The organism is Roseovarius sp. MS2 (genome assembly GCF_051447875.1).
Taxonomy (GTDB): domain Bacteria; phylum Pseudomonadota; class Alphaproteobacteria; order Rhodobacterales; family Rhodobacteraceae; genus Roseovarius; species Roseovarius mucosus_A.
In genome coordinates, this window is sequence record NZ_JBKHVF010000003.1 from 1 (window position 1) to 19,659 (window position 19,659).

Here is a 19,659-nt window from a genome sequence, read left to right on the forward strand (position 1 = left end):
GTCCCCCGAAGGCCGCATTTACGTACCGAGAGATTGCGGAAGTTTCGAATACATCAAACTCACCATGGCTCAGAACAGGCACCCGACCAAAAGGATGGCGCTTGAGATAGTCTTCCGAGACATCCGGTGCGAAAGGATCAATCTCGTCAGTTTCGTACGCGACGCCCTTTTCGTGCAGCACGACGCGCGCAATGCGGTTGTAAACACTGTAGCGATAGCCGCGAAGAATAACTGAATGTTCCATCTACGCCTCCTACCATAACAAGTATCCGTGCAAAAAGCCGCCATCGAAAGCATGAGGTCCAGTGGCTGCAAGGTCCGCAGAGCGGACTATTGGAACTGTTTGGTTCGGGCAGGTTTGGACCGGGTTCCTCCGCCGGGCGGAAAAGAAAAAGCGGGCTTTGAGAAGGGTGTTTCAACTTCTCAAAGGAGATCCACATGTCCATGACCGTCCAAACCCAGCCAGACCGTCCAGATCCGACCGTGATCGCGACACAGAACGACGCGTTTCGCAAGCTCGCGTGCCTTGGGGTGGCGCCCGCGCAGCCCACCCAGGGCCGAATGCATGTCGCCCGCTCGCTTATGGAGGCCGGTGACGGCTTCATGGCCGAGGCGGTGAAGGCAACCGGTGCGTTCGGTACATTCGAGCCTGAGAATGATCCCGAGGGATGGCACGATTTTGGCGCGGTCGAGATCCGGGCGAGACCGTGTTCTGGAAAATCGATCTCTATGAGGCAGATTCGGATTTCCGCTACGGGGCCGAGACCCGGACAATCCTGCCACAACCATGCGCGTGCTGACCATCATGCTGGCGCGTGACTGGTAGGGTAGGAGGGCTTCCCAAAGTGCCGATCTGAAAACTCAAGGCCCACTGACCCCTCAAAGGGAAAGTGGGCCTTTTGTCTTGGTGATCCCTGAAGCCGGGATTGGTCACGCGCAAGCGCGCGGGCCGCATCTCACCCACCTGGAAGGATATCCCATGACCACAAGCTTTGCCCTCTCACCGTCGCCATCGGCGATCTGGTCCCGCATCCAGCCAACGTGCGCAGCAACGCGCCGGAAACTTATGACCCCGAGAACATCGCGTATCTGAAGGCCAGCATCGCTGTGCTGGGCCTGCTCCAGCCGCTCTTGGTCCAGAAGCTTGACGGCAAATACGCTGTCCTTGCCGGTGGCCGCGCCATGCGCGCTGAAGGAGCTGATCCGCCGACAAGGCCACCAAGGGTTCACTGCGAAAACCAAGGTCGACTGTCGCCTTGTCCCAGACGACTGCGACGTCACCACGGCGCTGTCGCTCGCGAGAACATTACCCAGGCGCCGATGAACGCCATTGACGAGTTCGAGGCTTTCGCGCGGATGATGGAGGTCGACGGCCAGACGCCCGAGACCATCGCAAAGACCTTCGGCACCACGGTGGCCGCCGTGAAAGGCCGGTTGCGCTATGGCCTGATCCACCCCGACATCCGCGCCGCAGCCCGGGGCAAGGTGATCACGCTCGACACGATGAAGGCCTTCGCCGAGCACCCGAGCCAGGAGGCGCAGCGCGAGGTCTTCGAGGCGCTCACGAAAGACGGCGGCTATCTGCAGGCCTACACCGTCCGTCAGGCCCTCAAATCCCGCGGCGTGCAGGTCAGCGATGATATTGGGGCCTTTGTGCGCGCGGACTACGAGGCGCGGGGCGGTGCTGTCGCGGCTGACCTTCTGGAAGAGCATTCCGTGCTTGAGGATGCAGCACTGGTCGAGACCATCCTGCTCGAGAAGCTCGGTGCCGCCGCCGAAGAGGCCCGTATGAGGCTGGGCTTTGCCTGGGCCGATGCGATGGTCCGCTATGATTACGCGACCATGGCGGACTATGGCCGCGTCTATCCCAGCCCGATTGAGCCGGATGAAGCGGCCCAGAAGCGCATCGATGAGATCACCGCAGAACTCGAGAAGCTGCAGCTCGAGATGGAGGATGAAGGGCTCGAGGACGGTGCCTACAATGCCCTTTACGAGCGCGTGGACGCCTTGGAAGAAGAAGTGCGCGATCTGCAGGAGGCCTACAGCGCCGAGGACCTCGCGCGGTCCGGGGTGATCGCGTCGTGGCAGGGTGGGCAGGTCACGCTCCATGTTGGCCTCGTCCGCCCGAGGACACCGTGAAAGTGGAAGGCGCGCGCGGCTCGTCGGTCAACCCGACGGGGGAGGAGGCACGGACGCCGGCGAAATCACTTATCCTGCCTCACTGGCCGAGGACCTCAAGACCGAGCGGGCCATGGCCCTCGGCGCCGCGATGGCGCTGCATCCGGAGGCCACGCTCGATCTGACGCTCTTCAAGCTGGTCAGTGACGTTCTGGCCAGCGGCATGAGTGTCACGCAGGCGATCAAGATCGAGGCCCGCAAGGAATACCGCAGCCATGCCAAAATGGACGAGATCGACGAGACCTCGCTCGAGCAGGTGGCGGCGGCGCATGATGCGCTGGACCTCTCCTGGCTCGATGACACCCGGTCCCCTGCCGATCAGTTCGCGGCGTTCCGCGCGCTGGAGGCAGGCGAGAAGGCCAAGCTCGTCGCCTATGCGACCGCCAGCACGACGCAGTCCTGCTTCGCACGGGACCGCCAGCGCGACAGCCTGATGCATGACTTCGAGATCGAGATCATGCCCGACATCCCGCCATTGGACGCCGAATGCGGCGCTCTTCAACGCTTCAAGAAGGCCTGGCTCCTGAAGATCCTCGCGAGGATTGGCCTGGCCCAGGAGGCGGTGACGCTGGCCTCGTCGAGCAAGAGGAGATCGTCGCCTTCTGCGACAAGCTCTTCGCCGAGCCCTTCGCCACGCTCACGGACGCGCAGCGCGCTGCCGTGGCCGCCTGGTGCCCGCCGATGATGCAGACCGCCGTGTCGCTTTTGATGACGCGGAGCCCACTGCGGAAACCCCGGAGCCTGACAGCGAGATCGCGCAAGCGGCCTGAGTCCTCACGCGACCCGCGCGAGGCGCAATGCCCGCGCGGGTCCATCTTCCAACACCGAACAGAAAGACATCCCCATGGCTATTCTCAAGTTCTCTGCCTCCGCTGTTGCGGCGCAGATCGCCCATGCGCGCGCCTGCAAACCTTCCTGCCCAACTGGAACGGGCCCGTGGACAGGCCGCCTGATCCTCATCGTCGGCAATGGTGTGCATCTGCGCTCAAACGGCATCGATGGCACGACAACCCGCATCGTCACGACCGAGCAGGCAGATCCCTCCTTCGCCTTCGCCGACGGCATGAACCGTTTCGCGACACTGACTGGATGGCGCAGCGCCGCATGGCGTTTCGTGATCTGACTGGCAGTTCTACACGGACATCCTGGACGTGTGCAGGTGCTCATCGACCGGGGGCAGGGGCCATCCGGCTCGCCACCGATGGCCAAAGCATCCGCGTCTTCGTGCGCCGGGCCTCGGACTATCTCATCGGCGGAACTACGAGGTGCCTCGGGCCTCGGCGGCACCTTCCGGGTCATCCTCAAGGATGCCTGCGATACCTCGCGTCGTGCAGAACTGCGGCAATTGCGAGGATTTCGACGCCATGCAGCCCTACCGCGTGCCGCTCGATGCATTGATGGAAATCGATGACCGGAGGGCGGCATAATGGGATGGCTCTTCTACACCGATCGCCGCGTCCAGACCTACGCGGACGAGAAAGCGGAGATTGCCCGGCTCTGCACCTTTGAGGGCGACACGCGCAAAACCGAACTGGTCAAGGCCTGTAAGGTCGGCTCCACCTGGTATGCAGCGGCTAGGGTCACCAATCGCGACGGCACCCCTGTCGAGGACGCGACCTATGTCACCGATGCGGATGGCTCCATCACTTTCGGAGCTGTCTTCCTCACCCGATACGATGACGGCTGCTGGGGCTACAAGGACATGGAGGAAAGCGCTGGCCCGAACGAGTCGCGTGCTCCCTTGGGCTGATCGAGCTCCTCTCCGACCTGAAAAGATCTCGACAGCTACGCCCATGACTGGCGCCAGCGCTGCCGGGATTGGGCTGCGATCCCGGACTACCAGGAAGGCGACAAGATCAGGCTCGCCGCGCCCGTGACGCTCACCGATGGCAGCACCTGCCAGATCGTCACCGCGACGCACTACAGCGGGGCCGGCAGAAACGCCGCTGCTACCCATCGAGGAAACCGGCGGGCTCGTACGCCTGTCGAAGGCCTCGCTTGCGGGCTCGGAGCTGCTCAGCTCCGCAAAAGGCGAGGCCAGTCCTGTGCTGGCGGAGTACCTGGCGGGCAGGTGGCTGAGTTTCCGCTGAGACACACACGGGACCACGCGCGCGCATACTGCCGACTTGAATTCGTATCTCAATGAGATACATCACTCCCATCAACTGGAGGACATCCATGCCTGCCCAAACACCATGCTTCATGTCCGTGTGACGATCAGCTGAAAGCACAGGCTTCGGACGCACTTGCGGGCGTCGGTCTGACGCTCTCCGACGCGGTGCGTATTCTTCTGACCCGCGTGGCCGCAGAAGGCGGCTTGCCTGCCGGATTGACTTCTGATCCGGATGCCTATGAGCCTGGTTCCGGGCGAAGGTACAGGAAGCGCTGGACGATCCTAGGCCCACAACGCCCATGCCAAGGCGATGCAAGACGCCCAGGCGTTGATTGACGGGAAGCGCCTTGCCAAATCTTGAATGGAAAGCCACGGCCATCGCCGACTTGCTGGCAATCATTGACTACATTTCCGACGACAACCCGGATGCCGCCCAGTTCTCAAAGATGAGATTGAACACAGACGTCCTTCTTCCAGAACGCCTCAAATGTATCGTGCGGCCGTGTCGATGGGACCCGGGAGATGTTGTTCGGCCAAACTACATCGTGGTTTATGTTGAAGGCCCTGAGATGGTGACCATTTTGCGCGTTCTTCATGCTGCGCAGCAGTGGCCATGATCGGGGTGCAGGCCCCCCGCTAAGAAATTGCCCGCTCTACGCCTTCAAAGTGTAGAGCGGGCTTTTGTCCTTTGGAACTCAGACCCTGATCCAAAGGAAATCCCCATGTCCAAGCCCCGCTCAACGCTCCCCAATCCTGTTGAATCCGACGCTAACCTCACCTCTGCCCTCGCGCAAATCGGCACGGAGGTCGATGACCAGCCCCTGCGCAGTTCAGCGCTCGCGCGTATCATGCGCGAGACGTTTCATGGCAGCGATGCCGGTGGCGCCTGGGACTGGCGCATGGCCTATGACATGATGCAGGCAGCGGCCATCCAGGTGCTTCTGCGTGGGGCCGGTGCCACAGCAGACATCGCCAACGCAAAACTCCTCGCCTCACGTCTCCTTACGGAAACCCGCCGGTCAGAGCAGCAGATCCGGCTACAGCAGTTTTCCACGCCGCTGCCATTTGCGGCGCTGGCCTTGCGGGCGGCAGCCGTTCGCAAGGCGAGACCGTGCTGGAGCCCTCGGCTGGCACCGGTGCCCTGGCAGCTTTCGCCGCCCGGGCCGGTGCCACGCTTTTGCTCAACGAGATCGACCCCTTTCGCCAAAGCCTATTGCGCGCGGTTTTCGGCGGCGAGGTCACAGGCCATGACGGCGAGCATATCGACGATCTGCTGCAGACGCCGGTTCTACCCGACATCGTGGTGATAAACCCGCCTTTCGCCTCCTCGGTCGATCGCTCCCGCGACAAGCACATCGCCGCCAAACATCTCATTGCGGCTGCAAAGCGTCTCGCGCATGGCGGGCGGCTGGTGGCGATCATGCCGCCGGGGTTCGCGCCCGAACGCGATGCTGCAAATTGGTCACGCGCCTGCGGTCTCATGACGCCGCGATTGGCGTTGACGATGCCGGGGCAGGTCTACCGCAAGCTCGGCACCTCGGTCGAAACCCAGCTCATGGTCTTCGACAAGGTGCAGAAAGACGGCGAGATGATCCGCGCCACGGTTCAGCACCTGGATGAAGCCCTTCCTTTTGTCGACGCCGTGGCCGCAACCCGGCCGAGGCGCGCCCCGTACAACAGGCGGCAGCGATCCCTTGCGGGCGGCCGACTGTTCCCTCATCTGCCCCGCGGAAGACCGCCGGTGCGCCTTTCGCCGTCACCAAACCCCGGCGAATGCCGTCCGCCCGCTCAGCTTCACAAGCTTTCAGACCCCGCGCGACAACACGCCCGTCTCGGACATCTATGCGCGCTACCGCCCGCAGCGGATCGAGATCGCGGGTGCGCAGGAACATCCCACGCCGCTTGTCGAAAGCATCGCCATGGCCTCGGTTGCCCCGCCCATGCCCTCAAACACGGGCAGTGATGACTTGCGCCTGCCCGCACGGTTGATCGAGGAGGGAGATCTTTCCGAGGCACAGCTCGAGACCATCATCATGGCGCATGATGCCCATGGGCGCGACCTGCCCGGTCGCTTCACCATCGACGAGGACCAAACCAAGCTGACGCGCGTCGATGATGACCCGGACGCACGTGCCTATCGCCTCGGGTATTTCCTCGGGGACGGAACCGGCTGCGGCAAGGGGCGCGAATGCGCCGGGCTCATTCTGGTGAACTGGCTGGCCGGGCGCAGGAAGGCGATCTGGGTTTCCAAATCCGCGACGCTCATCGAGGACGCGATCCGCGACTGGACCGATCTCGGCGGCTCGCCCGCCGACATTCAGCCGCTCTCCAAATGGAAACCGGACCAGCCCGTCCCTATGGGTGACGGTATTCTCTTCGTCACCTACGCCACGCTGCGGTCCGCGGGCAAATGCGGTACCACGCGACTGAGCCAGATCCTCGAGTGGATGGGCGAAGACTTCGATGGCGTGCTGGCTTTCGACGAGGCCATGCCATGCAGAACGCCGCCGGGTCCGAGCAGGGCAGGGGGGTCAAACCCTCGCAGCAGGGCCTTGCGGGCCTGCGGCTGCAACTCGCGGCCCCGCGCGCCCGCGTCTTTTACATCTCGGCCACGGGCGCCACGAGCGTGCACAACTTGGCCTATGCGCGCGGCTGGGGCTCTGGGGCAGGGCCCCGAATATCCCTTCCCGAGCCGCGAGAGCTTTGTGTCGGCGATGGAAGCCGGCGGCGTTGCCGCCATGGAGGTGGTCGCGCGCGATCTCAAGACGCTCGGGCTTTACACAGCGCGTGCCCTCAGTTTTGATGGCGTGGAGTATGACGTGCTCGAACACGCGCTCACTCCGGCCCAGATCGAGGTCTATGACGCCTACGCGGGTGCGTTTCGGACGATCCACCACAATCTCGAAGCCGCGTTGACTGCGACCGGCGTCAACGACGCCTCTGGTGAGACCAATGCCTCGGCCGCACGCGCCTCGGCCAAGTCCCGCTTCGAGAGCACGAAACAGCGCTTCTTCAACCATCTCCTGATGGGCATGAAGGCTCCAAGCATTATCCACGCCATCAAGGACGATCTGGCGGCGGGCAAGGCTTGCGTCATCCAGGTTGTTTCGACAGGTGAGAGCCTTCTCAAACGCCGACTTGAGGCGATGGACCCGGAGGATGAACTCGTCGAGGGCGCGCTAACGCCGCGCGATTACGTACTGGGCTACCTCGAACAGGCCTTCCCGATCCATGCGCAAAAGCTCGTGGAGATCGATGGCAATATGGTGGCCGAGCCGCTCCGCGATGAAACTGGCGCGCTGGTCGTCTCGCGCGAGGCGCTCGCCCTGCGCGATGCGGCCATGATGGAGTTGATGACGCTGGCCCCGATCCCCTCGGCGCTCGATCAGATCCTCTGGGCTTTTGGCGACGAGGCCGTCGCAGAAGTCACGGGGCGGTCCATCCGGCCCCTCAAGGCCGAGGATGGTCATCTCTTCATCGAAAAGCGCGCCGCCAGCAGCAATTCATCCGAAACCCAAGCCTTCATGGACGGCGAGAAGGATATCCTTATCTTCTCCGATGCAGGCGGTACGGGCCGGTCCTATCACGCGGCGCAAACGGCGAAGAACCAGAAACGGCGGCGGCACTATCTTCTGGAGCCCGGCTGGCGCGCGGATGCGGCCATCCAGGGGCTCGGGCGCACGCATCGCTCGGCTCAGGTCAGCGCGCCCTTCTTCCGGGTCTGCACCTCGGATGTGCATGGCGAAAAACGTTTCACCTCGACTATAGCCAAACGCCTCGACCAGCTGGGGGCCTTGACCAAGGGTCAGCGCGAGACCGGCTCGCAGGGCATGTTCCGGGAGGAGGACAATCTCGAAAGCCCGATCGCGCGGGCGGCGCTGCGTGGGTATTTCGCCGATCTTGCCGCCGGGCGCGCTGAGGCGATGAGCTACGAGAGCTTCACCGATTGGACCGCCCTGCGGCTGATCGACAAGGACGGGGTGCTTCTCGAGGAGCTTCCCCCGATCCAGCGGTTTCTCAACCGGGTGCTTGCCCTTCCCATCCACATGCAGAACGCACTCTTTGCCGAGTTCATGCGCCGGATCGCTGATCAGACCGAACGCGCGCGCGCGGCGGGCACGCTCGATCTCGGCGTGGAAACCCTGCGTGGCGAAAAGATCGAACAGGTCTCCACAGAGGATCTCTGGACCTGCCCGAAATCCGGCGCCGTGACGCGAATCATTGGGCTCAAGGTGACCGACCCAGTGTATGTGCTGGGCGCCGAAGAGGTCATGTCGCGCAATCCGGACAAGCTACCCATGGTCAATCGCGCCTCCGGTCGGGCGGCGCTGATCTCGGCGCGTCCCATGCAAATGTATGACGAGGACATTGTCACAATGATGCGCAAGGCGGTGAGGCCAAACGGGTCGAGCTATCTGGAGGAGACGCGGTTCGAGTCCTCGGCCTGGGAAGATATCGGAAGGCCTGAGTTCGCAAGGCTTTGGGATGCCGAGGCTGCGTCCCTGCCAAAAACCACCACGACCAAGCTCTACCTGCTGACTGGGCTCTTGTTGCCGATCTGGAAGGACATTCCGACCACCAATGAACGCATCTACCGGGTCACGCCTGACGGGGCGACGGCGATGATCGGGCGCACGCTGAGCGAGGAAGGGGCGGCAGCGTTGTGCGTCCGCTTCCTCGTCTCCAATCCGCAAACGCCGCAGGAGATGTTGACCGCCGCCCTCGGCACCACCGCACCTGTCGATCTGGGCCGGGGTCTGACCCTGACCCGTCGCCGGGTCGCAGGCGAGATGCGCCTTGAGTTGTGTGGCGTGGACAGGGGCATGATTGATGGCCTCAAGGCCCTCGGCTGCTTCACCGAGATCATCGCCTTCCAGCTACGGGTGTTCCTGCCGCATGGGGATGGGATCGACACGAGGGGAATTCTGGCCCGGATCGTTGGGCAGGGAGCCGCTAGAGCTGCAGAACAAGCCGCCTGAAAAGTCAAAGCGGGCTGTGGGCCGGGCGTCGCGGATCTGGATTTCACCGGTCTGCGCGTTCCGGGCGCGCGCAGACCAATGCCACGCCCGGTCCCCCCAAATTCAGACGAGAGGACAGACCCATGACCAATCCCCAGATCGATTATGCCGCAATGGCGGCTCAGTGGCGCGCGGAGCGCGAAACCACCTTGAAGGCATCCCGAACGGAGCTGCTCGCGCAACTACGTGCGCTTGGCATCAGCGAGGTCACTGCCGAATACGAAGGCTATGGCGACTCCGGCAATGTCGAGGATGTGACGGTGCAGCCTGCAGAGGTCCAACTGCCTGAGCCGCTTGCCACAGAGGTTGGCGACTTCGCCTGGTCGCTCGCCTATCATCATCACCCGGGGTTCGAAAACAACGAGGGCGGCTACGGCACGCTGTCCTGGGACATCACCGCCGACAGTATCACCTTGGATCATGCCGACCGCTATGTCGAATGCTCGCACAGCTATGTCGAGGGTCTTTGAGATGGCCCATCCGCTTCATCATGCCGAAAGCTCTGCCCGGAAATTCGGCGGGGTGCCGTCTGACTATCAGGCTGTGCACGATTGGTTCGATGCCTCGAAAGAGCATCTCGCGCTCTTCACGCACCGAGCCATGCGCCACCACGCTCAAGGCCTGTTCGAGGCCGAACGTGTCTTCGGCCTGACCCTGACCAATAGCGCTGGTCGAGAAATCCCCGTGCGCTGGATCGGCGAGCAGCATGTCCGCGAAGACTGTCAGGGCCGCATTCCGAGCATGGCGGACTGGCTGCGACGGATCCAGCCTGAGCCATGGATGGCCAATGGCCATATCGACCGGCATTCTGGCGATGAGCCCTGCGGCGACCCAAGGGTTGCCTGGGCCTCCGAGGTCGCCGCCGGACGAACGGTTCTTGGCCTGAAGGATTGGATGGCGGCACGCGCGACGCAAGCCGCGCAAGGTGCCTGACAGATCTCGGTCGTTTGCCAAACGAATGCTGCATGGAAGCCCGGTTGGACGACCGGGCTTCTTGCGTCGTTTCCCCACCATTCTTCGTAAGGAGGACGCCATGACACTCGATGACATCAAGGCGGCCGTCGATGCCGGCCAGACCGTGCATTGGGCCAATACCGGCTACATTGTCCACAAGGACAGGCTCGGTCAGTACCTGATCACCTATCAGCCGAACGGTAGCTGCATCGGCCTGACCGACCGGAGCGGGCACCGGTTGAACGGAAAAGAGGCGGAGTTCTTCATCGCGCGATCGGAGGACAGCGCGGAAAATCCGGGCAGCCAATCAAGACCAGACGGGCAGGGGAGGGGCGCAGCACCCGGAGGCGCGGGGGCATTCCCACTCGGACGGCAGCTCTGACCCGTGGGCGGAGCTGAAAGGAAAGCAGGCTTTCTGATTTGTGATCCCTCAAGGGGTCGAGAAAGCAATCCCGGATGCGCTGGCAAGGACGTCAGGCACCGGCCAATCCAAAAGGAACCATCCTATGTTCGCAGGAACCCTCACCCGCAATGTCGAGACCGCAGCCGCCGAGTACACCGGCATGATCCACTCGACGCGCTTTGACATCGCCATCCAGCTCGAGGCACGGGCCAAGATGTCTGAACGCAGCCCGGATTTTGACGTGACGGCAGTCAACAAATCAGGCCGCAAGGTGCGTATCGGCACGGCCTGGAACGAGACCGGCAATACCAGCGGCAACCCCTACATCTCGATGCAGATCGATGTCGGCCTCGGCCCGTTCCGGGTCAACGCAGTGCAGACGAAAGAGGCGCGTGCGGCCCAAAGCGGCGCGTTCGAGATCATCCCGCTGGTCTCGAACGGCCTGATGAAATCCGGCTCGATCTCGGGCGAGCTCACCGCCATGGACGCCGACAACGCCTTCACCGGCTACATCGCCAACATGATGTTCGATCTGGAGTTCATGCTGATCGAGAACAGCTACAAATCCGAGGAGACCCACCCGGATTACCGGATCGAGGTCAGCTCGCCCCGGGGCACACCGATCCGCGTCGGCTCGGCGTGGATGGCGAAAAGCAGCCGCACGGGCAATGACTACCTGTCGCTGCTGATCAACACGCCCGATGGCGATCTGCGCGTCAACGCCGTGCAGAACGAAGAACAGCGCGGCGGGCAGACCTTCTCGATCATCCCGTTCATCGACAGCGGTGAGCAGCCGCAGGACGCAGGCGCGGGGCTCTCCTTAGTCGCCTAATCGGCGCGTGGGGGGAGACGATCTGAACCGAAAGGGGAGCCGTGGGATCACGGTTCCCCTTTTTCCATGTCCGTTTGCGTGAAGGACGCCACCCGCTTGCGATCAGGTGCAAATGTGATACAATAATATATTAACGTAATATCGAGGGCGGGCGCGTGGCGGTTAGATCGGGGACGGTTTCATGGTTCGAGAGCTTTGATGTTGAGGTAGAGGTTGAAGATCTCCTCACTCATATCGAGCGCTGCACCGGATTTGCGCTACCCGCCCAACAGCGCGCCGTCATCATGTCCCATGCGACGGCGAAGCTCGATAAGAACCGGCAGGCATATCTAGAGGCCAAGGCAGCAGGAAAGTCGGTATCCACCTCGCGGCGTGCGTATCTGACCGACCTGCAGGACACGATCTTCATGGCGATCCCGGAGGAAAACCTCGCGCGGATGCCGCTAAGCGAGCAAGTTCTGAACGATCCCGAATTCTACGCGGACGCCATGCATAGCGCCGCCGCGATCAGCGAGGATGAGCTCTTCATGGCGTTGTCCTCATCGCTGAACGATATGACGGTCCAAGACGCTCGGGCGTTTGTCTCGAAGCTGTGGCACAGCACGATCGATGACAATGCCCGCAAATACGCCGAAGCCCTGAAGCGCCCCGAGCGTGAAATCATGCCGCTGCGACCGGGGAACACGGTGTAAGATCGAAGCGATTCTCCTGGCTTGAGCCGTACCGAGGTTGGCCGCCTCAAACCCCCCTTTCCCGGAAGGGGCACCCTGTGCAGCGCGCGAAAGCTGTTGAAGGCGCTGTGGGGACGTCTACTGTCGCCAACATGATGAAACGGGATCACATGCGCGCTTTCTTGCGGCGCGCCGCGGCGCTTGTCGCCTTTGTCGCACTGCTCTGGGCGGTTCACCTCCTCAATTGGATCATCGGTTACGGCTTGAACCCGGCCTTCGGCCTGATCCCCCGGCACGTAAGCGGATTGGATGGTGTCATCACCATGCCCCTCCTGCATGGAAGCTTCGCGCACCTTATGGCCAATACGCCGCCGCTATTGGTGATGGGTGGGCTGCTGGTGGCAACGACCACGCGAGCCTTGCTGCCGGTGAACGCCGTGGTGATCGGCCTCGGCGGCGGTCTTGTCTGGCTGTTCGGAAGCTCGGCCATCCATATCGGCGCGTCAGGGCTCGTCTTCGGCTGGTTTGGCTTCCTCGTCGCGCGCGGCCTCGTGGATCGCTCACTGATCACGCTGGGCGCGGCACTGGTGGTCGGTTTGCTCTACGGCTCCATTCTCTGGGGCGTTCTTCCGGGTCAGCCTGGCGTCTCGTGGGAGGCTCATCTGTTCGGCGCTTTGGCCGGCGCGGCCGCTGCATTTCTTGTCCGAACGCATGTCCATGCGCCGCGTCTGGGCGACGTCGATCTGGACTGAAGCCGTACGCTAGGCATTGAGCGGCCACTAATGAACTACCGGCGCGCTACGGTGAGGCTCCGGCGAAACGGTCGTTCATACTCTCAACGATGATGTGGACGCGGCATTGCCCAAGAAGGATGCCTCGCGTAGGCAAGAGCCTTGCGGAAAGAAAAATGCGTAATCGGGTGACAATCTCTTGAATCCGTCATAAAAGTACGAAATCGGTCGAGGGCCGGACTGGAGAAATTTGTGCGCAGCGAGCTGATCGTCGAACTTGTAAAGGCCGGAGTTTCCGGTAACCAGGATGCCGTCCGGGTTACCGCCGAAGCCATTGCGGCTGAGGAGCGCGCGAAGAAACACACTGGCGTCGCTGATCGTATTGCCAAAGCGGTTTCTGCTGCGCCTGTCTCCAACATTCCTGGACGCCCGGCCAACGGCAGCCCAAGAGTTCGAGATGGCTCGGGCGGAATTGATCGCCGCCATCCAGAGCGAGCGTTGTCTCAGCTCTATCTGACCCAAGCAAACCGAAATGCGTGCCTTGAACTGATCGAAGAGCAGGCGCGCGCTGATGTACTAAGGGCACATGGATTTGAACCCCGGCATCGGCTGCTGCTTGTTGGTCCGCCCGGCAACGGCAAAACGTCGTTGGCGGAGGCCATAGCTTCTGAGCTTGCCTTGCCATTGTTCGTCGTTCGATATGACGCGGTCATCACCAGCTACCTCGGTGAAACCGCTCAAAGACTCCGGAGGCTTTTCGACTATGTCCGAACCGAACCCTGCGTCCTATTCTTTGACGAGTTTGACGCGATCGGCAAAGAACGAGGCGACTTGCACGAAACCGGTGAAATAAAGAGACTGGTCACTTCGCTGTTGCTGCAGCTTGACGATCTCCCATCCTACTGCGTTCTGGTTGGAGCCACCAACCATCCCGAGCTACTGGATCGCGCGACTTGGCGCAGGTTCGAAATCCGTCTGACGCTTGATCGCCCAGATGATGAGCACATGACGACCTATTTTGCTGAGCGGCTTCGGGAATTCGATGGTCCGGCCGGATATACGCCGAAGCGTCTCAGAGAGGCGGTAGCGCCGCTCAGCTTTTCGGAAGCCGAGACCTTTTTCCATGATTTACATCGTCGCTGGGCTCTTGCGCAGGGACGCATAACATTGAGAACATTGATCAACGATCGAATACGTGCCTGGCACAACCATTCCGGCCGAGCACCAGAAAGTGATTCCCATGACCGAGCGACCGATCCTCCCCCTTCCGATTAGAGAGCGGCCGACACAGCGTATCAAAGGTTCTCCACCCAAAATGCCCCGTCCGCGGGGTGCCGCAGGTGGTCACACGGTTCAGGCTGAGCGCTTTGGACGAGAATTCTCACGCCTAGATCAAGCTTTTCAAGGCGAGGATGCCGCTGTCTCGCTTCGGGCGGATCCTGCCGGAATAGCGCCCGAGCGCGCGATGGTGTTTGTCTCTGCCGTTCCAATCGCAAATCTTATTCGGGTTGCGCGCGATGCAGGTATCGAAGTGCTTACGGAGGTCGACCTCGAAGACGATTACGCACTCCCTGGCAGGATGCCAATCGATGGAATCGAGTTCGCAAATCCAACTCTATATGCAACGATGCCCACTGAAGGCTCATTGCAGACCTTACGTCGGCTTTGGCGAACTTACAGGCGAGGTGAAGATCTTCCGGACGGTCAAACTCCTTGGCGTAATCTCTTCGACCTTTTGGCTGAACTCCGTCCTTGGGGACCAGCAGATCGTTTGACACTTGAGGCACGAGAGATCATTCGTGATCGCTTGCCCTTCGACGACGAAGTTGCCGTGAACCTCGAGCTCGAGATTTGGCCAACGCGCAGTGATGAGCGCCGAAATCAGTGGCGACGAGAGGCTCAAGCGCGGGTTGAAGCTTTCGGGGGCAACATAATTGCACGTAGCATAATCTCCGAAATCGATTTTGTTTACGACGCTCTACTGGCATCGATGCCCGCTGGTGCGGTCCGAGAGATGCTGAACAATCCAGCGGCGCCGGAAGGGCTGGCGACGTTGGACGGCCTGCAATTTATTTTACCTCAAACCATAGCCCAAACGATACCGGTTGAAGATGAAGCGGGGGACGCTGGGCCGGGGGATGATCCTGCAAGTCGGCGTGACGCTCAATTTGACCCCGAACTCCCAGCTCGCGCACTGCTGCTGGATGGCACTCCCATTGCGGCACATCCTGATCTGAACGATGGCGTATACATCGAGGATGTACACGATCTTGTGCGCCTGTCTCAGGTTCGGCAGCGTCGTCATGCTACCTCAATGTCATCGTTGATTCTTCGAGGCGATTTGAACGCTGATGGTGTACCAGTTTCCGACAGCAGACTTATTTCGATTCCCGTGCTTGTTGACAATGACAATACTGCGGTTTCTCCCGAAAGTCGCCTATTCGTCGACGTGATCCATACAGCGCTTGTTGCGGCGTTAGAGGGCCAAAACCCAATTGCTCCCGATGCTTTCGTCGTGAATCTCTCCATCGGCGTGATGAATGGGCATTTCACTGGCCGCTTAAGCGCCTTGGCCCGGTTGCTTGACTGGTGGGCATATCGAGCCGGCGTTCTTTTTGTCGTATCGGCTGGAAATGTTGGCGATGCTTTAACAGTCTCCGGGATCAACGCCACCGCATTTGAGGATGCGGCCATCGAGGCTCGTCAAGCGATGGTGGATGAAGCACGGCGAGCGCAACGGCATAGGCGAACTCTGCTATCTCCAGCAGAAGCCATGAACGTGCTTACGGTTGGTGCCGCTTCGACAAGCAGCGCCGCCAAGGGTTCTGGCATTCTGCCAGCTGGCGTACTTGCTGTTCATGACGCAGCATCGGTGGTTCCAGCGGTTTCGTCGGCGGCTGGTCCTGGAGCATATCGCGCCATCAAACCCGATGTAATAGCAGTCGGCGGCCGTCATGACGTCCGCGCTTCTTCCATAAGCGGAAATCTAAACCTTCGGGTAGCAAATGCCCTTCCTGCGTCCGGTCTCCTAGTCGCTGCGCCACCGCATTCGTCCGCAGTATCTGGCCGACGAGCATGGGCATGTGGCACAAGTTGTGCAGCTGCGCTCACTACCAGATCCATCTTGCAAGCAGCCGCTGCATTGACAGGGCCAGACGGCGCCTATGAAGGACAAGAACTCCCTCGACGCGACATGGCGCTTCTGACGCGAACCCTGACCGTCCACGGGGCTCGTTGGCCAGAAAGTGCAGCAGACCTTCGCAGCTCCCAAATGGCGTCAGGCAAGAATCATGAACATGCCGGTGCTGAGGTCCTGTCTGGATACGGTTATGGCCTTGTGAACGAGGACCTTATGAGCGAAGGGCCGCCGAAGGGAGCGACGTTGGTCGGCCTCGGCACAGTCCGCAAAGATGGTGCACGAGTCTTTGAAATGCCGTTGCCACAGTCATTGTCAAATGACCGGGTGCATAGATCGCTCCTCGTCACACTTGCTTGGTTTTCTCCTATAGATGTCGCGCGTGCAAGGTACAGGCTCGCACGCCTTGAGGCCGTTGCTGCTGATGAAGGGGACGAACCAGATAACGAATGGCGACTTAAGATGAAGGGTGACGTTCCGACGTCAAATGCTATTGCCAAAGGAACCGTTTGGTCCCGTCGGCTATCCCACGCGCGCGTCTTGACCCCCTCATTTGGCGGAGATGCGATCATACCAATCCGAGTACAATGCAGCGACTCTTCGGGTGGCGGCCTGAGCCCAGACGAAGACATCCGCTTCGCGATAGCTGTTACGCTGCAACTCGCGATTGATACCCGTTACGACATCCACACAGAAATCGAGAACCGCTTGAGGATACGGCAAACACAGTAGCTGTAGAGATATTTGGCGCAGCAAGATTGAAAAGATCACGACACTCACGTTTTTTAAGATGAACATCGGATATGACAAAGTGCTGCGACGGAAAAACCGCAGGTCCGATTCCCGCCCATCACGTCGAATGCTTGGACAAGTAATCCGTGTAGTCTGCAGCGGCGTCGCCAGCGCATCAACCTTGGGCTAAGCCTTGCGGCCTCCCCAGCTCGGCTTCGCGTGTCGCAGGGGAGAACGGCCCTTCGGTCCGTCGCGCATTCGGCCATGCGGCCTCACCGCGGCGTCGCGCCTGGCATCCCGGTTTGCCCGCCTCGCGAGCACGTCCCTCCCCGGCCGCTCCGCCGGATTGCGCTCTGGTCTGTTTTGGCCCGAGGCCAAAACGATCCCGCCGCTCCATCCGTCTCCCGCGTCCAGTTGGTCCGTTTGCCTGCTCGGGTCGGGCAAACCTACCGTCAAAACACACACACATGAGCGCGGAAGCATATCCTCCGGATGGCCCCCAAATCAGCCCGCGTCAAGGATCGCAAAACTTTTCGGCGAGGGCGGAGCCTTTGGCGCGAGGCGGTCCCGTGCGTGAGGGTGCGCGTGTGTCGGTTGTTGCGCACGGAAAACTTTTGCGCCCGGCAAGCCGGCGGCTGCGCCGTCCCTGACCCGGGCAGATTCGGAAACCAGGCATTCGGCCATGCCCCCACACTCACGTGGTGGCCTAGGAACCGAACACTGGAGACCAGACATGGCTTACGACACCGCAAACACCTACGAGACCATCGAGCTTTTCGGACTGACCGAGAAGGACGCGCAGCTGCCGATCCCGGAAGATCACATCCTGACCGACCGCATCATCCGCGAGAGCTTTGAGGCTTTGCTCGGTCAGCTGCGCGGGACCGGGCTTGAAGCAGAGATCGAACCGCTGGCCCATGGGCTCGCCACCATCCTGCAGCGCCGCAAGGTGGCGCTCGGTAAGGAGGTCGACCGCACCGCCGACAAGATCGGTGCGCTGGCAAAATCCCACGACGGATCGGAGATCGCCGAGACCGCGATTGAGGAGGCGCAGGCGCGCTTTGTGCAGCTGCGCGAGATTGTCAGCGCCATCGAGGTAATGAGCGAGGCAGCGGCGGAATGCTACGAGATCGAGACGGGCCACGCCTTCATCCCGGCAGCCGGGTCGCGCGCAAGCGTCCAGGCGAAAGAGACCGGGGCGGTCTTCGAGGCGCGGCAGCTCCTGGAGCAGCACGATCGCGAAACCGCCGAGAAGTCGAAAGTCGAGGGGGTGCCCCTGATCGTCTCAGGCGCCACCGACTGGACCGATGTCGATGTGATCTTCAACACGCTCGACAAGGTTCGCGAACGGATCAAGCAGAACCGCAACCAGGAGATCTTCCTCTGCCACAAGGGTGGCAAGCACGGAGCGGAGATGATTGCGGCTCGCTGGGCCCGGGCACGGGGTGTCGCGCAGGCGCGCTTTGATCCTCGCTGGTCCGCGCATGGGCGGGCGGCACCGTTCAAGTGCAACGACGAAATGCTGGACGACAAGTTCGCGGCGACGGGGGTTGTTCTCTTCGGAGGCAACGGGGTCGCGCTGAACCTCGGGCAGAAGGCGGAAGCGAAGGGCCTGACGGTCATGCGGGTTGCTGACCCGGCGAAGAAGACTGCGCAGGATTGAAGAGAGGGGGTCGCGCTTGGCGCGGCCCTTTCGTCATGTCTCATGGCGCGTGCGATCGGTCACGCGTGATCGGCAGTCTGCGGCGGCCAGCACCGTTATCCCTCTACCAAGTCCGTCAGAGTGCGGCCCATCCGCATCGGTACGGGTTGGGGATGGTGCGCACCTCACGCACATCGTCAGCATCGCAAGACACGAAGGCTCGAAACGTCGCACTTGAGGCTGAAGACTTGCGCGTCCCTCGGGTGGTGTTTCGGAACATGGCACTCACGCGAGCGGGCTTCGTCAGCACCCCGGCCAGGCTCGGCGGGACGAGGACGCGGATGGTGGCGTCGGCGTGATGGCAAGGATCATCCGGCTCTCTCCTTTTTGCTCATAGATGTGGATCGCACGGGGTCGGCCCAATCGTGCCCTGCGCTTCGCTCCGGCAAGCACAAATGCGGCTTCCACGGCTGGCCGCGGACCCTCCGCATTTGCGCTTGCGACCGGGCCTCTTGCCCCCGTGCCGGGTGATCCCCATCGCAACAAGGAGTAACCCAAATGACCAACCACTACGTCGCCACCGTCCCCGTCAAGTTCACCGATACCGATGGCCAGGAGCGCACCCGCTTCCAACGCGTCGGCGCGATGTTCCGCAACACTCGCAACGGGGACGGCTCGGAGTTCTTCAGCCTCAAGCTCGACTTCCCGGTCGCGGTCTCGGAGCTGGTGATGTTCCCGCCGAGCGCGAAAGATCCCCAGGACTAAATCCTCTGACGAGGATGGGCCGCCCCAGCACGATCTTGGGGCGGCCCGATCCCTGTTCCAGGGATGCAGGTCCCTGCGCGTTCAACGGACGCACTCCGCCCGGAATGACCAGGCCGCGACAGACCGGCCAGTCAGCCTCAAGGGGGCCATCCACAAAAACCTATCGGCCAGGGCCTCCCGGTTTTTGCGGCAGAGATTTGGCAAGCCAAATCTGGCCCTCCTTGACCCTGACAGTCCGCCCTGTCGGTGGGGTTTGCGCCCGCCCGCGGTTCCGTCCGAACACATGCGTGTTCGGCCAGACCCTCGGGCGGGGCTGGAGAAGGGGCCTTTGAGGCTGGAGGCTGTGCTGGTGGTGAGGGCGGCAGAGCCGCGTCCCTGCGGGCCGCGGGGGAAGCGGACACCAAGGCTGCCTGAGCCTGAATGCGACGTAAGTATATAATTGACAGGTTGGTATATTATCGTAAGGTAGGGGCAGCCTTGGTGG

15 protein-coding genes and 5 pseudogenes are annotated in these 19,659 nt (G+C 61.7%); 18 read left to right on the top strand and 2 right to left on the bottom strand.

Features of this window, described 5'->3' with window-relative positions:
* The coding region (locus ACLGGT_RS20665; RefSeq protein WP_437197506.1) for a glutathione S-transferase N-terminal domain-containing protein at positions 1-244 on the bottom strand (244 nt) is incomplete at its 3' end.
* A 194-nt stretch (positions 245-438) separates the two neighbouring features.
* On the opposite strand from ACLGGT_RS20665, the pseudogene ACLGGT_RS20670 reads away from it, so the two are divergent.
* The 7 genes and pseudogenes from ACLGGT_RS20670 to ACLGGT_RS20700 all read left to right on the top strand — a co-directional run bounded on the left by ACLGGT_RS20670 (position 439) and on the right by ACLGGT_RS20700 (position 5,598).
* Positions 439-826: pseudogene (locus ACLGGT_RS20670) on the top strand (DUF3768 domain-containing protein).
* A gap of 153 nt (positions 827-979) precedes the next feature.
* Positions 980-2,948 (top strand): annotated as a pseudogene (locus ACLGGT_RS20675) (ParB/RepB/Spo0J family partition protein).
* A 74-nt stretch (positions 2,949-3,022) separates the two neighbouring features.
* A pseudogene (locus ACLGGT_RS20680) lies at positions 3,023-3,605 on the top strand (regulator).
* A pseudogene (locus ACLGGT_RS20685) lies at positions 3,605-4,268 on the top strand (DUF6927 domain-containing protein). The pseudogenes ACLGGT_RS20680 and ACLGGT_RS20685 overlap by 1 nt, the downstream one beginning before the upstream one ends.
* 289 nt (positions 4,269-4,557) lie before the next feature.
* A pseudogene (locus tag ACLGGT_RS20690) lies at positions 4,558-4,623 on the top strand (hypothetical protein); the annotation flags it as partial.
* A 15-nt stretch (positions 4,624-4,638) separates the two neighbouring features.
* Positions 4,639-4,908: a type II toxin-antitoxin system RelE/ParE family toxin gene (locus ACLGGT_RS20695; protein WP_437197508.1), complete on the top strand. Its 270-nt coding sequence runs from the start codon at positions 4,639-4,641 to the stop codon at positions 4,906-4,908.
* A gap of 105 nt (positions 4,909-5,013) precedes the next feature.
* Complete coding sequence (locus ACLGGT_RS20700; protein WP_437197510.1) at positions 5,014-5,598, top strand: hypothetical protein; 585 nt, start codon at positions 5,014-5,016, stop codon at positions 5,596-5,598.
* Positions 5,599-5,753: 155 nt separating this feature from the next.
* On the opposite strand, the gene ACLGGT_RS20705 is transcribed toward ACLGGT_RS20700, so the two are convergent.
* Positions 5,754-5,903 (bottom strand): hypothetical protein, encoded by a 150-nt coding sequence (locus ACLGGT_RS20705; RefSeq protein WP_437197511.1) that lies wholly within the window; start codon positions 5,901-5,903, stop codon positions 5,754-5,756.
* An 82-nt stretch (positions 5,904-5,985) separates the two neighbouring features.
* On the opposite strand from ACLGGT_RS20705, the gene ACLGGT_RS20710 reads away from it, so the two are divergent.
* From ACLGGT_RS20710 to ACLGGT_RS20760, 11 genes are all read left to right on the top strand, one after another.
* On the top strand, positions 5,986-9,270 hold the full coding sequence (locus tag ACLGGT_RS20710; protein ID WP_437197512.1) for a strawberry notch family protein: 3,285 nt from the start codon (positions 5,986-5,988) through the stop codon (positions 9,268-9,270).
* 122 nt (positions 9,271-9,392) lie between these two features.
* The gene (locus tag ACLGGT_RS20715) at positions 9,393-9,779 is read left to right on the top strand and encodes a DUF6878 family protein (protein ID WP_437197514.1); all 387 of its coding nucleotides are present in this window, start codon (positions 9,393-9,395) and stop codon (positions 9,777-9,779) included.
* A gap of 1 nt (position 9,780) precedes the next feature.
* On the top strand, positions 9,781-10,242 hold the full coding sequence (locus tag ACLGGT_RS20720; protein WP_084615404.1) for a DUF6915 family protein: 462 nt from the start codon (positions 9,781-9,783) through the stop codon (positions 10,240-10,242).
* Positions 10,243-10,342: 100 nt separating this feature from the next.
* Positions 10,343-10,645, top strand: a complete 303-nt coding sequence (locus ACLGGT_RS20725; protein ID WP_437197515.1) for a hypothetical protein — start codon at positions 10,343-10,345, stop codon at positions 10,643-10,645.
* A 124-nt stretch (positions 10,646-10,769) separates the two neighbouring features.
* Positions 10,770-11,498, top strand: coding sequence for a DUF736 family protein (locus tag ACLGGT_RS20730; RefSeq protein ID WP_437197516.1), 729 nt, complete (start codon positions 10,770-10,772; stop codon positions 11,496-11,498).
* A gap of 155 nt (positions 11,499-11,653) precedes the next feature.
* Positions 11,654-12,190 (top strand): hypothetical protein, encoded by a 537-nt coding sequence (locus tag ACLGGT_RS20735; protein ID WP_437197517.1) that lies wholly within the window; start codon positions 11,654-11,656, stop codon positions 12,188-12,190.
* 149 nt (positions 12,191-12,339) lie between these two features.
* A complete protein-coding gene (locus ACLGGT_RS20740) occupies positions 12,340-12,921 on the top strand; it encodes a rhomboid family intramembrane serine protease (protein WP_437197607.1) in 582 nt (193 codons plus the stop codon).
* 231 nt (positions 12,922-13,152) lie between these two features.
* Positions 13,153-14,175 carry an AAA family ATPase gene (locus ACLGGT_RS20745; protein WP_074647065.1) on the top strand — a complete coding sequence of 341 codons (1,023 nt, stop codon included), beginning with the start codon at positions 13,153-13,155 and terminating at the stop codon, positions 14,173-14,175.
* The gene (locus ACLGGT_RS20750) at positions 14,141-16,768 is read left to right on the top strand and encodes a S8 family serine peptidase (protein WP_437197518.1); all 2,628 of its coding nucleotides are present in this window, start codon (positions 14,141-14,143) and stop codon (positions 16,766-16,768) included. Before ACLGGT_RS20745 ends, ACLGGT_RS20750 begins: the two co-directional genes overlap by 35 nt.
* 733 nt (positions 16,769-17,501) lie before the next feature.
* Positions 17,502-18,431, top strand: a complete 930-nt coding sequence (locus tag ACLGGT_RS20755) for a DUF2493 domain-containing protein (protein WP_437197520.1) — start codon at positions 17,502-17,504, stop codon at positions 18,429-18,431.
* A 537-nt stretch (positions 18,432-18,968) separates the two neighbouring features.
* Positions 18,969-19,175 carry a hypothetical protein gene (locus ACLGGT_RS20760; RefSeq protein WP_007120662.1) on the top strand — a complete coding sequence of 69 codons (207 nt, stop codon included), beginning with the start codon at positions 18,969-18,971 and terminating at the stop codon, positions 19,173-19,175.
* Positions 19,176-19,659: the final 484 nt, after the last annotated feature.